The sequence below is a fragment of the Flavobacterium sp. KBS0721 genome, assembly GCF_002007065.3.
In the GTDB taxonomy this organism is placed as follows: domain Bacteria; phylum Bacteroidota; class Bacteroidia; order Flavobacteriales; family Flavobacteriaceae; genus Flavobacterium; species Flavobacterium piscis.
Window position 1 is genome coordinate 192,287 of sequence record NZ_CP042170.1, and the last position, 14,762, is coordinate 207,048.

At 34.6% G+C, this 14,762-nt stretch carries 10 protein-coding genes; 7 read left to right on the forward strand and 3 right to left on the reverse strand.

All coding sequences use genetic code 11. The features are described 5' to 3' along the window. The 3 genes from B0M43_RS00975 to B0M43_RS00985 all read right to left on the reverse strand — a co-directional run bounded on the left by B0M43_RS00975 (position 1) and on the right by B0M43_RS00985 (position 6,774). On the reverse strand, positions 1–1,794 hold the full coding sequence (locus B0M43_RS00975; protein WP_078005871.1) for a RagB/SusD family nutrient uptake outer membrane protein: 1,794 nt from the start codon (positions 1,792–1,794) through the stop codon (positions 1–3). Positions 1,795–1,811: 17 nt separating this feature from the next. Continuing rightward, on the reverse strand, positions 1,812–5,048 hold the full coding sequence (locus B0M43_RS00980) for a TonB-dependent receptor (RefSeq protein WP_078005872.1): 3,237 nt from the start codon (positions 5,046–5,048) through the stop codon (positions 1,812–1,814). 559 nt (positions 5,049–5,607) lie between these two features. Further along, positions 5,608–6,774 carry an MFS transporter gene (locus B0M43_RS00985; protein ID WP_078005873.1) on the reverse strand — a complete coding sequence of 389 codons (1,167 nt, stop codon included), beginning with the start codon at positions 6,772–6,774 and terminating at the stop codon, positions 5,608–5,610. 102 nt (positions 6,775–6,876) lie between these two features. Between B0M43_RS00985 and B0M43_RS00990 the strand changes: the two genes are divergently transcribed. The 7 genes from B0M43_RS00990 (at position 6,877) to B0M43_RS24385 (ending at position 14,728) form a co-directional block, all read left to right on the forward strand. Continuing rightward, complete coding sequence (locus B0M43_RS00990) at positions 6,877–7,710, forward strand: AraC family transcriptional regulator (RefSeq protein WP_078005874.1); 834 nt, start codon at positions 6,877–6,879, stop codon at positions 7,708–7,710. A 71-nt stretch (positions 7,711–7,781) separates the two neighbouring features. Beyond that, positions 7,782–8,165, forward strand: coding sequence for a hypothetical protein (locus tag B0M43_RS00995; RefSeq protein WP_168199918.1), 384 nt, complete (start codon positions 7,782–7,784; stop codon positions 8,163–8,165). A 167-nt stretch (positions 8,166–8,332) separates the two neighbouring features. Continuing rightward, on the forward strand, positions 8,333–8,863 hold the full coding sequence (locus B0M43_RS01000; protein ID WP_078005876.1) for a DUF3347 domain-containing protein: 531 nt from the start codon (positions 8,333–8,335) through the stop codon (positions 8,861–8,863). Between the two features lies 1 nt (position 8,864). Then, the gene (locus B0M43_RS01005; RefSeq protein WP_078005877.1) at positions 8,865–9,425 is read left to right on the forward strand and encodes an AraC family transcriptional regulator; all 561 of its coding nucleotides are present in this window, start codon (positions 8,865–8,867) and stop codon (positions 9,423–9,425) included. Between the two features lie 235 nt (positions 9,426–9,660). Continuing rightward, on the forward strand, positions 9,661–12,195 hold the full coding sequence (locus B0M43_RS01010) for a heavy metal translocating P-type ATPase (protein WP_078005878.1): 2,535 nt from the start codon (positions 9,661–9,663) through the stop codon (positions 12,193–12,195). A gap of 9 nt (positions 12,196–12,204) precedes the next feature. Beyond that, positions 12,205–14,442 (forward strand): multicopper oxidase family protein, encoded by a 2,238-nt coding sequence (locus B0M43_RS01015; RefSeq protein ID WP_078005879.1) that lies wholly within the window; start codon positions 12,205–12,207, stop codon positions 14,440–14,442. Positions 14,443–14,572: 130 nt separating this feature from the next. Beyond that, positions 14,573–14,728: a hypothetical protein gene (locus tag B0M43_RS24385; protein WP_158596316.1), complete on the forward strand. Its 156-nt coding sequence runs from the start codon at positions 14,573–14,575 to the stop codon at positions 14,726–14,728. The last annotated feature ends 34 nt before the right edge of the window (positions 14,729–14,762 follow it).

The window sequence follows — 14,762 nt, forward strand, 5'->3', positions numbered from 1 at the left end:
TTAGTTACCTAAAACCCAGTCATTTTTCAATTGACCATTACTTCCGTCAATAAACGTTTGCCAAATTGGCCAAAATTGTCTTTTATCTGGATCAACTCCTAATTTGTACAAGCTGCTTATTTTATTATCTTCCAATTTATCCCAAGCTTTAGAAGTAAACCCTGTTGGAGCCTGAGTTTCTCCTCTATTTAATCCGTAAATATCCAATGTAATTCCATCATCCTTGTATTTATAATATAATGTTGAAGGAACATCCTGATAGGAACCTGTACGTGCTTTCAGATTGGTCATTTTCTCTTTGGCTTCATCTAATTTTGTTTTTAATAAATTCCAACGTATAAGCGCATATTTACGTTCCATTTCTCCAGTAAATTCATATTTATTTTCTTCAATAATAGCATTCATCATGGCTTCTTTACTTGTCAATGCGTCTACGTAAGCATCTACTTTTACAGCCTGACTCCCTGCAGCAAAAGCTCTGCGACGAATTTCTTTTAAATAAACTGCTGCAGATGCTGGCCCTTCTAATTCGTTAGCAGTTTCAGCAGCAATTAAAAGCACTTCTGCATATCGCATATAAATTTTATTTACACCATCATCATTTGGTGCAGTAACAAAACGGTTCATCCATTCAAAACGGTATTTACCAAAATACCAGGTTTGTAAGTCTCCAAGCTCTTGTTTTGCTTTTCCGTTTACTGCAGCTCCCCATTTATAGGGAACACAAGTAACATCTCTGCGGGTATCAGCCTGATCGTAGTCATAATAAACGAATGGTAATGGTCCGTTAGCACCACCTTTGTTTGTTCCCATACCTTGAAACTGATCTACAGCATCGTGTCTAACCGCAAGAGTATATAACATCCTTCCTCTTGTAGCTCCAAAAGGAATTTCCCATAGAGACTCGCCTCCAGCCGTTAAGGTTTCCTGATTGTATTTTTTCCATAATCCTTCAAAAGTTGGTTCTAAATGTGCTGAACCACTGTTAATTACAGAACGGCACTCCTCTAATGCCAATTTATACATATTAGCCACCGAAAGTTCAGGATCTTTGCTTCTTCTAACTCCGTCAGGATATTGCTGATAGCCGCTTGCCATCATAGCCAAACGAGCTCTTAAACCTTTAACAAAAGCTTTATTTACTCGTTCAGTACTTGAAGTTGCCGAAGATGCATTAGGCCATGCCACCAAATCAGAAGCCTCATCTAAATCAGCGATCAATTGCTTATAAATTTCGTCACGGCTTGTTTTAGGAATATAAATAGTTGCTGTAACAACAGGTTCAAAACGAGCAGGAACATCTCCCCAGTTTCTCACCAAATCAGCATAATAAATGGCGCGCAATGTTAGTGCTTCTCCCAATAACTGTCCTAATGCGCTATTAGACTTAGTATCTCCGTACGTACGCAAACCTCTAATACATAGATTGGCACGCTCAATTCCTTCATACATCATTGCCCAGGCATTTTTTGGAGAGTTCATCTCTGTATTGTCAGACTTAGCATTATACACCACCAAATCTGATTTGGCGTTATCACTGGAAGAGGCTAAAAGCCACTCCGTATCAGTATTCAATCCCTGATAAGCTAAAAGTCTTCCTCTGTAGGACTGCTCTTCTCCAAATGAGATTTTTATTCCATCAACAGCACCTTGTGCTAATTCAGCATTAGAAAAGATAATTTCGTCGCCTAATGTTGATTGTGCAGGCGTATCAAAGTATTCTTCTCCTAAATCCTGACAAGAAGCAAATAAACCCGAGATAATTAATCCTGCTATTATTACTTTATATTTCATTTTTGATAAATTTTAAATTAGAAATTAAGGTTTAAACCAAAAACCAATTGTCTGCTGCGCGGATATGCTGAATAATCAACTCCAGGTGTTAGTGGCGTTCTTCTTATTGTTGACACCTCAGGGTCCGGTCCAGAATAATTTGTAATTACAAAAACATTTGTTGCCGTAAAATAGAATCTTAATTTACTTACTCCCAACTTAGATGTAAACGATTCGGGCGTGGTGTAGCCTAAAGTTAGGGTATTCAGCCTTAAAAAAGATCCATCCTCTACCGCCCAGTCTGTAAACATAAAATTTTTCATATAAGGAGACCACATTGTCGTATTAGCATTTAGAGCCTGCAAAGCAGTAGGATCTGTTACTAATTGTCCTGACTGAGGATCTACATTTGTCCATCTTTTACCATCAGCCATTTCAGAACTTAAATTTTTATATTGTCCATTTCTGTTTGATGTTGAAAACTCTGCTTTGTTTGCATTATAAATATCATTTCCTATACTCCAGTTAAAAGCTGCAGAAAGATCAAAACCGTAAGCATTACCGTTAATTATAAATCCTCCTGTGCTTTTAGGATTAGAGTTACCAATAATTGTTTGATCTGATGCGGTAACTTTATTATCTGTAGAACCATCAGTATTTTTTAATTTCATCATACCTGGCTGTACAATAGTACCAATAACACTTGTAGCATCGGCCACACCAGCTTTTAAGGTGTATTTTCCTCCAACATAATCAAAATCTGAAACTTCATATCTGCCATCACTTTGATAACCAAACATTAACCCTATTGGCGACCCCACATTTACAGCATAATCGTTACCAATATCTGTTGATGCCCAATTGGTATTCATTCCGAAATTATCCATTACGCCAAGAGAGTTAATTTTATTTTTGTTAATACCAATATTAACAGAAAAATTTAAACCATAATTTTTCCTTTCAATTGCTACAAAATTCACAGTAGCCTCAAAACCTGTATTTTGTGTCTCTCCCATATTTCGAAACTGAGTCTTATAACCTGTACCTCCTACTGGAAATTCAATTAACAAATCTTGCGTAACATTTTTATATACATCAAAAGTTCCATTCAAACGATTTTTGAAAAATCCAAAATCAAGACCCAAATCCTGTGTCACAGTAGTTTCCCATTTTAAATTTGGATTTGCCAAAACACTCGATGGTGACCAATAATTATCAAAACCATTCATGCTGGTATTAGTACTTGATTGATAGCTCTGAACTGTTTGTCCTACCGGAATATTATTGTTACCTGCTTGACCATAACTTAGTCTAAACTTAAGAAGATTTAACCAGGATGTATTTTTCAAAAAACTTTCTTCAGAAATTTTCCATGCTGCCGAAGCTGCTGGAAAATATCCCCAACGATTGTTCCCTAAAAATCTGCTTGAACCATCTGCACGGAAAGATGCTGACAATAAATAACGATCTTTATAATCATAATTTAAACGACCAAAAAATGACAGTAATTTATCATCAGGGCTATAAAAATTATCCACGGAAAGTGGAGTTCCCTGAGTTGTTAATTTCCTTGCCTGATCCAAATCAAAGAAACTAGGATATTTCAGAACTGTTGTTGTCACATTATTTGAAGTAGTCGTAATCATTTCTTCTCCTAAAAGGGCTGTCAAGTGATGCTTATCTCTTAAGATATTTTTAAAATCATAATTTAATGTATTGGCATTTCTAAAGCGTACATCTTTACGATCACTCATTACCATACCAGGCATTCCTGCTCCAAATTTAGCAGTGCTCGAAAAATATGTAGATGATCCGTAGAAACGATAATCTGTATAATTATTATTATCCAATCCAAACTCACTTTGAAATTTTAGATTTTGAGCCAATTTCCAGCCAAAGCTTCCTAATAAATTATAATTTTTTCGAGATTGCTGACGATCATTATCACTTACAACTAAAAATGGATTTACTAAATAACTGTTAACAGTCTGGTCTTCATTATCAGTTGTTAATCCCGGCATTGGAACCGGAGCATAGCCAACACTGTGTCGTAAACGGCTGTCAAGCGATGAAGATTGTTTTTGATCATTGTTACCGCCTCCATTTATTTCTGTATCAGAGTAACGTACTGTAAAAGCAAGATCAATTTTCTCGCTTGCTTTATTTTTTAATGCCAATGATAAATTATTTCTTTTAAAATTAGAACCAATCATGATTGCTTTCTCATCATAATAGGAATAATTAAAATTATAATTAAGTTTGTCATTTCCTCCGCGAATTCCTAAATCACGGCTATTTACTTCACCACGACGACCGTAAATTTGTTTTTGCCAGTCAGTTCCTTTCACACCGTTATACAAATCGTGATCAGCCCAGTTACCAAAAAATTTGGTATAAGAAGTTGGATTACTTACAATAGTTTTATCTGTCTGGCTAAGCATAGCATATTCGTATTGCCATTTTACAAAATCACCAACAGGAAGGACATCAATATCGTTAGCCATTGTTTTCATACCATAAAACATATTAAAGCTAACTGCCATTTTTCCGTCTTTACCTGTTTTAGTGGTAATAATAATAACACCGTTTGCTCCTCTTGAACCATAAATTGCTGTAGAAGAAGCATCTTTTAATACGGTCATTGATTCAATATTAGAAGATGCAATGTCATTCATACTGTTTACAGGAAAACCATCTACTATAATTAAAGGCGAAGCATCTTGTGTTAGTGAACCGCCACCACGAACTCTAATTTTTATTTCTGCATCCGGAGAACCTTCTGATGAAGTAACCTGAACTCCTGCTATTCTTCCGGTCAAAGCTTCTGCAACATTAGAAACAGGAACTTTCTTTAAATCATTTCCAGAAATTGAAGCAACAGAACCTGTTAAATCTGATTTTTTTACCTTTCCATATCCAACAACGACAACTTCGTTTAACTCGTTAGAATCCTCAGTTAAAACAATATCTAGTTTTGTTTTTCCTGCAACAGCAGTTTCTTTGGTTTTAAAACCAATAAAAGAGTAAGTTAGAATAGCTGTTTTGGGATTTGAAAGTTTTATTTTATAGTGCCCGTCAAAATCTGTAGAGACACCATTTTTTGTTCCTTTTTCTAATACATTAACACCGGGTAAAGTTAATCCTGCAGCATCTCTTACTGTTCCTTCAAGTATTACCGACTGAGCATTCATACGGTTGCTTGTGAGTAAACACAATAAGAAAACAACTGCAAAGCAACAATTAGTTCCTTTGTTAAATAAATCTTTAAAATTCATGGTCGATTGTTTAAGTTATTAATAGTTTATTGTTTTTAGTGGTTTTTTGTGTTTGTAATCTTTTAAACTTTTTGATCTTTAAAGGCTATTAATACTTGGGAATAATATCAATTTTTATTTTATAAATAGCCGTTTTTAGTAAAGTAACACGAAGTTGTAATCGATTACACAAACATAAATATTTTTTTTATATAAAAAGTTAAAATTCATAATAATTTCCTAAAAAAAATATTACATTAAAAATAAAAGCACTTTTTTATACGACTTATGTAATTTTACGCAACTAAAAATATGAATTGTATTATTGTTTTGTTCAGATTTATTGTTATATTACATAAAAAACAATCGATTACATCGATAAAGATTAAAAATTTATTAATGATTAAATTAAGACTGTAAATATTCTTAAAAAGATAATCTAAAGAAAAAAGGAACTCTCATTATAGATTTCATTTATAAAAAAATTGGTTAAGAAGAGCCAATTAATTTAAAGCAAAAAAAAGCCTTTAAACAAGATCGTTTAAAGGCTATATAATTAAAAAGAAAAACTTACATATTATTAAGCACGCTGCAGCTGTAAATTACTTTTATGTTTTTGCATCAAAACATAGGTGATTACCATTCCGATAACAGCCATAGCAACTCCAATAAGATTTGGCGAGGCATAACTGTATCCTGCTACCAAAGGCAAACCTCCCAAAAAAGCTCCTAAAGCATTCCCGATATTAAAACTTCCCTGAAGTGCTGCCGAAGCAATCATTTCAGCGTCTTTAGCTGTTTTAATCATCAACATTTGTATAGGCGCAATTACCGAAAAAGAAATAGCACCTGTCAGAAAAGTCAGGAATAAAGAAATGTATTGATTATATGAAAATAAGTACACCAAAATCAAATCGATTGACATGACAAACAACAAAGCTAATACTGTTGGTGCCGGCGAGTATTTATCGGCTAGTTTACCTCCAAGAAAATTTCCCACTACCATTCCTAATCCGGCAAGAATTAAGATATAGGAAACGTCTTCGGCTGAAAATTTAGAAACATTAATTAATAAAGGTGCGATATAACTAATCCAGGCAAATAATCCTCCAAATCCAATTGCGGTAATACCTATAATTAGCCACGCCTCGGTTTTCTTAAAAAATTGCAGTTGGGTTTTCATATTTACATTTCCGCTTTTCTCCAGATTTGGCATCCATAAAGAAATAAATAAAAATGTAAGCAATCCTACAGCAGCAATTAATATAAAAGTATAGCGCCATATAAAATGATGCCCTATATAAGTACCAATAGGAACACCTATTAAATTGGCTAATGTAAGACCCGAGAACATAATCGCAATAGCCTGTGCCTCTTTACCTTTATCCGCCAAACGACTCGCTACAACTGCGCCAACCCCAAAAAAGGCTCCGTGTGGTAATCCGGAAAGAAATCTGGATGCGAATAAAAAATTATAATCTGGCGCAATAATCGAAAGCGCATTAAAAACAGTTAACATCAATGCTAAGATTAAAAGCATTTTCTTTGGTGGAAAGTTTCTTCCAAGGATTACTAATAAAGGCGCTCCAATAACAACTCCAAGTGCATAAGCAGAAATTAAATAACCTGCAACCGGAATCGAAACTTTCATATCTGAGGCAATATCTGGCAACAAACCCATCATAACGAACTCGGTAATACCAATTGTTAATCCTCCTAATGAGAGTGCAATAAGACTTTTTTTCATTTGTTTTTATAAGAAAGGAATAGATTTTCTATGGTGCAAAGTTAACACTGTTAAGCAGAAAATTAGTTGTACATTTGCGATATAAACTTGTAAATTTAAGTTATGCCAATTTTAAATCAATTCAAAACTCTAGTCATTGATGAATTTGAAGATGAGAAATTTCACCTTCCGCCGCATACGCATACTTATTATGAAATCATTTATATCAAAAAAGGGACTGGCGTTCATCACCTGAACAACAACTTATTACCTTATAAAACAGGTGATCTTTTTGTAATTTCACCAGAAGACGAGCATTATTTTGATATTAAAAAGAGTACACGCTTTTTCTATATTAAGTTTACCGATAATTATTTCAATTCGAAACAAAATCTTACTTGTGATGAATTTTTAATTCATACTCCTGAAAGTTTCATGCGTGATAAGACCCTAAAAGAAACGGTTCTTAAATTAGATGATCCCTGCAAAACAATATTAAAAAACACAATCGAGAACATTGCTGCTTATAATTGTAAAACAGATGTTTCGACCTCTCCTATTGTCTTTTATCAAATTCTTTCAATTTTTGGATTAATTAAAGAAACCATGCGTGGCCAGAATCTTATTGTTAAAGGAAATTCAATCGATAACGAACAGATAACATCCTATATACATCAGAATATTTATCAGCCAAAACTGGTTCAGATAAAAGTTATCGCGAATCATTTTAATATTGCTGAAACCTATTTTAGCGCTTATTTTAAAAGAACATTTTCTATTAGTTATCGCGAATATATTCATAATTTGAGAACCACATTAATCGAAAAAAGAATTCACAACAATCAGCTTCCTATTAAACAAATAGCGTACGAGTTTGGTTTTACCGATGAAAGTCATCTTTCGAACTATTTTAAAAAGAGAAAAAACATGAAACCAACTGATTTCAAAAAAACTTAAAATTGGAAATCTTAAATGTATAGTTGCTCTTAAAAAAAATATCTAAATTTGTACTTTCAAAAACAATTTCATTGAAGAAAAAATTCCACATATTATTTCTCTTTTTAACTCTTGGCTTCTTTTTGATGTCCAATTCGGGTTATGCATGTGGAAAAACCGAAGAAAAAATGGATTGTGAAAAGAAAGCAACTTCAAAAAAAGAAATTACGAATTCCTGCCAGAAGAATTGTTGTACAAAAACTAAAAAAGATCAAAAAAGCCACCATGGCTGCAACGGAAAATGCGATCATTCAGGTTGTACAACTTCATTTCTGCAATTGAGCCTGATCACAAACGAAATTGATTTAAGCAATAATCTTTTTAATTTTTCTACAAAAAAACAAATCTCATACTACAATAATGCTAGTATTTCTGATGGTTTTACTTCGATTTGGTTACCACCAAAAATAAAATAATTCTATTTCTGATAGCCATAATTATGTTTAGCTGCCAAAGCTCTAAAGTTCTGAGAAAAAATCAAACTTTGCGTCACTGGGACTTTGCGAGATTAAACATTCAATTAAAAAATAAAATTATTTAACTTAGAGGATAAATTCACATTCTCTATCAAAAATCACATACAATGAAAAATACAATTTCAACTATAGCAGTAGTAATCACATTATTATTTTCTGCAAATACTATTCAGGCAACTACCATAAAAACAGTAATAACTACAAATGAAGATGTTGATTCTAGTCAGTTACAAACTGTTTATGACGCTTATTTTACGGTAAAAGATGCTTTAATAAAAAGCGATGCGAAATTAACTTCGGCGAAAGCCAATGATTTATTAGCTGCAATAACTGCAGTAAAAATGGACAAACTAAAAAGTAACGAACACACTGTTTGGATGAAAGTGGTAAAAAAATTAACCGCTGATGCCAAAAGTATTTCAGGTACTTCAGATCTTAAAAAACAACGTGAAACTTTTAAATCACTTTCAAAAAATACCTACGATTTAATTAAAGTTTCTAAATCTGATGTCGCTGTTTACAAACAATATTGCCCAATGGCAGATGCTGATTGGTTAAGCAAAGAAAAGGCAGTTAAGAATCCGTATTACGGTTCTTCGATGCTGACTTGCGGAAACGTGGTAGAAACCATCAAATAATATGACGCTCTACATCAAAAACATGGTGTGCGGCCGCTGTAAAATGGTTGTGAAGTCTGAGTTGGATAAACTCGGACTTCAGACTATTGCTGTTGAATTAGGCGAAGTCGAACTGCAAGATAATATTACCGATTCTCAGAAAGAACTGTTGCTTAAAAATCTGCAAGCTTTGGGTTTCGATCTTATTGATGATAAAAAAAACAAAACCATTGAGAAAATCAAAAACCTAATTGTCGATTTGGTTCATCATAAAAACAACGAACTTAAAGTTAATTTGTCTGATTATTTGGTCGAAAACCTCAACCAGGATTATAGCACACTGAGTAATCTTTTTTCGGAAATTGAAAATACTACGATAGAAAAATACTTTATCAGCCAAAAAATAGAAAAGGTAAAAGAACTACTGATTTACAATGAGCTTTCGTTGAGTGAAATTGCTGATATGTTAAACTATAGCAATGTTGCTCATTTAAGTAATCAGTTCAAGAAAATTACTGGATTTACGCCTACTTATTTCAAACAGTTGAAAGACAAAAAACGCATTCAAATAGAGAATATTTAACCGCTAAGTTCGCAAAGATTTACGCAAGGTTCGCAAAGTTATTTTAGACAAAGCTTTGCGAACTTAACGTTTTTTATAAAACTAAGTATATCCAAAAAAACTTTGCTCCCGATAGTTATCGGGATTGCGGTTAAATACTCTTTCCTAAATATTACAAATCATTCTCATAATTATACAAACCGTTGTAAATCTTAGTTCGGAAATTTGCATTGTAATACCTAAAAAACGAAAAACAATGACTCATCAATATATAATTTCAGGAATGTCATGCAATGGCTGCCGCACTAAAGTAGAAAAAACGCTAAATGAAGTTAAAGGAATTCATGCCGAAGTAACGTTAGATCCGCCAATGGCAACCATAACAATGGAAAAACATGTTCCAACTGAAAAATTTCAGGAAGCTTTATCAGCAGTAGGAAAGTATACTATTGAAATGAAGTCTCCAACTCATGATACAGAACCCGCTGCAAAATCATGTTGTTCAGGCCATAAAAAAGAAGATCATACTTCGCATTCTCATAAAAAAGAAAACACAGTAATTCCTCATAATGCAACAGGTATTTTTTACTGCCCAATGCATTGCGAAGGCGATAAAACGTATAACAAACCCGGAGACTGCCCTGTTTGCGGAATGGATTTGGTACCTCAAATAGCCATTGGAACACAATTTACCTGTCCAATGCATCCGGAAGTTATTTCGAACGAATCAGGCGATTGTCCTATCTGTGGCATGGATTTGGTTCCGATGCAGGCTTCTGAATCTGAAGAAAACAAAACTTATACCGACTTGCTAAAGAAAATGAAGATTGCGACATTCTTCACGCTTCCTATTTTCATTATATCAATGTCAGAAATGATTCCGGATAATCCACTTTTTAAAATCATGTCAATTGAAAAATGGAATTGGGTTCAGTTTCTATTTTCAATTCCGGTTTTATTTTATGCCGGATGGATGTTTTTTGTTCGTGCCTATAAATCGATTATCAGCTGGAATTTAAACATGTTTACTTTGATTGGAATTGGAACCAGCGTTGCTTTTCTATTTAGCGTGGCCGGAATGTTCTTTCCTGATCTTTTCCCATCCGAATTCAAATCGCATCACGGAACCATTCATTTGTATTTTGAAGCGGCCACGGTTATCATTACGTTAGTTTTATTAGGTCAGTTATTAGAAGCCAAAGCTCACGGACAAACGAATGGCGCAATTAAAGAATTACTAAAATTAGCACCAACCGAGGCTACTTTGGTAGAAGATGGAAACGACAGAACAATTTCAATTCACGACATTAAAAAAGGTGATTTATTGCGAGTAAAACCGGGAGAAAAAATTCCTGTTGACGGAAAAATAACATCGGGAGAAAGCAATATTGACGAAGCCATGATTACGGGAGAACCCATTCCGGTTGATAAAAAAGCGGGTGACAATGTGATTTCAGGAACTATAAACGGAACAAAATCATTTATAATGATAGCCGAAAAAGTAGGTTCAGAAACTTTGCTTTCGCAGATTATTCAAATGGTAAACGATGCGAGCCGTTCGAGAGCCCCAATTCAAAAACTGGCAGACCGCGTTGCGAAGTATTTTGTTCCGACAGTAGTGGCTATTTCTATATTGACTTTTATTCTATGGGCAAAATTTGGGCCGGAACCTTCGTATATATACGGATTAATTAATGCGATTGCGGTTTTAATCATCGCCTGCCCTTGTGCTTTAGGATTGGCAACACCAATGTCGGTTATGGTGGGAGTTGGAAAAGGCGCACAGCACGGAATTTTAATCAAAAATGCCGAAGCGCTCGAAAACATGAATAAAATCGACGTTTTAATTACAGATAAAACCGGAACTATTACTGAAGGAAAACCAACTGTAGAAAAAATCTTTGCAATCGATAATAACGAAGATATTCTGCTGCAAAACATTGCTTCGCTAAATCAGCATAGCGAACATCCTTTGGCGCAAGCCGTTGTTAATTTTGCTAAAGCTAAAAACCAAAAATTACTTGAAGTTCCGGATTTTGAAGCAGTTGCCGGAAAAGGAGTTTTAGGAACGGTTAACAATTCGAAAATAGCATTAGGAAATAAAAAACTAATGGAACAGATTAACGCTTCGGTTTCTGATGATTTTGAAAGCAAAATTACAGCCGAACAAAATCTTGGAAAAACGGTTTCATACATTGCCATAAACAATATTGTTTCAGGTTATGTAACCATTACAGATGCCATAAAAACAAATAGTGCCCAAGCCATTAAAGATTTAATCGATCAGGGCGTTGAAGTCATTATGCTTACCGGAGACAATAAAAATACGGCTAAAGCAGTGGCGGATCAGCTTCATTTAAGTTCTTTCAAAGCCGATTGTCTTCCGGAAGATAAACTAAGAGAAATTGAACGTTTGCAAGCCGAAGGAAAAGTAGTTGCTATGGCCGGTGACGGAATAAACGATGCTCCTGCTTTAGCCAAAGCTGATATCGGGATTGCTATGGGAACCGGAACTGATGTTGCCATTGAAAGTGCCAAAATAACGCTCGTAAAAGGAGATTTAAACGGAATTGTAAAAGCTAAAAAACTAAGTTTTTCGGTAATGAAGAACATCAAGCAAAATCTGTTTTTTGCTTTTATATACAATGTTTTGGGAGTTCCAATTGCGGCGGGAATTTTATATCCTGTATTCGGGATTTTGCTTTCGCCGATGTTAGCCGCTTTGGCAATGAGTTTAAGCTCGGTTTCGGTAATTGTAAATGCTTTGCGATTGCGAAACCTCAACCTTTAAAAAATCAATATGAAACTACATACTATTTTAATTGTCTTTTTGATTGCTTTTAGTGCAAAAGCCCAAAAAGTAGTTCGTTACGATTTGCACGTTCGCGATACGATTGTCAATTTTTCAGGAAAAGAAAAACGCGCTATCGCAGTCAACGGACAAATTCCGATGCCAACATTGACTTTTACCGAAGGCGATATTGCGGAGATTTATGTGCATAACGATCTCAAAAAAGAAAATACTGCACTGCATTGGCACGGTTTATTTCTTCCGAATAAAGAAGATGGTGTTCCGTATTTAACACAAATGCCTATTAAGCCGGGAACAACTCATAAATATACTTTCCCAATTATCCAGAACGGTACGTATTGGTATCACAGTCACTCAGGTTTACAGGAACAAATTGGTTTGTATGGACTTTTTATTATTAATAAAAAGAAAGACGATCCTACATTCAGAAAAGGGATTGATGATTTACCAACTGTTCCGGTTATTTTAAGTGAATGGACGGATTTAAAACCAGAGAATGTGCAGCGAATGCTGCACAATGCCAATGATTGGTTTGCGATAAAAAAAGGAACAACACAGAGTTATGCCGAAGCGATCAAAAAAGGTCAGTTTTCGACAAAAGTCACTAATGAATGGAAACGTATGAATGCCATGGATGTGAGTGATGTTTATTATGAAAAGTTTTTAATTAACGGAAAAAATGAAAATCAGATTTCGCAATTTAAAGCCGGAGATAAAGTAAGATTAAGAATTGCAAACGGAGGCGCTTCAAGCTATTTCTGGCTGACGTATGGAGGCGGCAAAATAACAGTTGTAGCGAGCGACGGTAATGATGTTGAACCTGTAGAAGTCGACCGATTGATTATTGCCGTTTCTGAAACTTATGATATTATCGTGACAATTCCTGAAGATAAAAAATCCTTTGCTTTTTTGGCTACAGCCGAAGACAGAACCGGATCTGCTTCTTTATTTTTAGGTAGCGGCACAAAACAACCTGTCAAACATCTTCCTAAATTGAAATATTTTGAGGGAATGAAAATGATGAACGACATGATGAAGATGAATGGCGAACTGAATGATATGGGAATGAAAATGTCCCTGAACAAAATGGACATGAATGCAGTAATGTATCCTGAAATTTCGGGAGAAGATGCATCTGCAAAAACAGAAGATCATTCTATGCACAATATGGAAGGCATGGAAATGTTAAGTGATTCTACCGCTACTTCTGAAATTGTAACATTGAATTACGGAATGTTGAAATCGCCAAACAAAACAACACTTCCAAAAGACGCTCCGGTAAAAGAGTTACGTTTTACATTATCCGGAAATATGAATCGATATGTTTGGAGCCTGGATAATAAAGTGATTTCTGAAACAGATAAAATTTTAATCAAGAAAGGTGAAAATGTTCGAATTGTATTGTACAACGGGTCGATGATGCGCCACCCTATGCATTTACACGGACATGATTTTAGGATTTTAAACGAACACGGCGATTATTCTCCGCTAAAAAACGTAATTGATATTATGCCTATGGAAACCGATACCATCGAGTTTCAGGCAAATGCAGATGGAGATTGGTTTTTCCATTGTCATATATTGTATCACATGATGGCCGGAATGGGACGTATTTTTACTTATGAAAATTCAGCTCCAAATCCGTTGATTCATGATCCGAAAATGGCAGATAAAATGCTCAAAATGGACGATCGTATGTTTCATTTTATGGCCGAAAATGATTTTGCTTCAAACGGAAATGATGGTGAAGCCATGTTCAGCAACACACGCTGGAGTATTGGAACCGAATGGAGATTGGGTTATAACGATAAACACGGTTATGAAACCGAAACACATATTGGCCGCTATATTGGAAAAATGCAATGGTTTATGCCTTTTATCGGTTTTGACTGGCGCTACAGAAAAATGGGAATGGACGAACAGGAACAAAACTTTTTTGGACAATCGAATTCCAAAGACAATCGTTCTGTTTTTAGTTTAGGTGCCGAATATACTTTACCAATGCTAGTAAAAGCCCAAGTTGAAGTGTACACCGATGGAAATGTAAGAGTCCAATTTGAACGAAAAGATATTCCGCTTTCCAGACGTTTGCGAATGAATTTGATGTGGAATACAGATAAGGAATATATGGCTGGATTAAAATATATTGCCGGAAGAAACTTCGGAATCACAACACATTACGACAGCGATATGGGAATTGGTTTTGGAGTGAATTTGAATTATTAACAATAATTTTAATAATGTTTTAATTGCATTAACTTATCGTTGACAATTTCGAAAACCAAATCGCATTATATTTGAAAAACAATCGTTTATCAAAAAAAAGAAAAATATCTAACAACTAAATTATATTAAAATGAAAAAATTATTTACCGTTTTAGCCATCGCTTTATTTACAATTGGATTACAGGCGCAAGACACAAAACCGGCTCCTAAAAAAGAAAAAGCGAAGAAAGAAGCTTGTACTAAAAAATCAGGTGACAAAGACAAAAAATGTTGCTCTAAAAAATAACAGCAACATCATTACCAAAAAGGTTTCGAATATA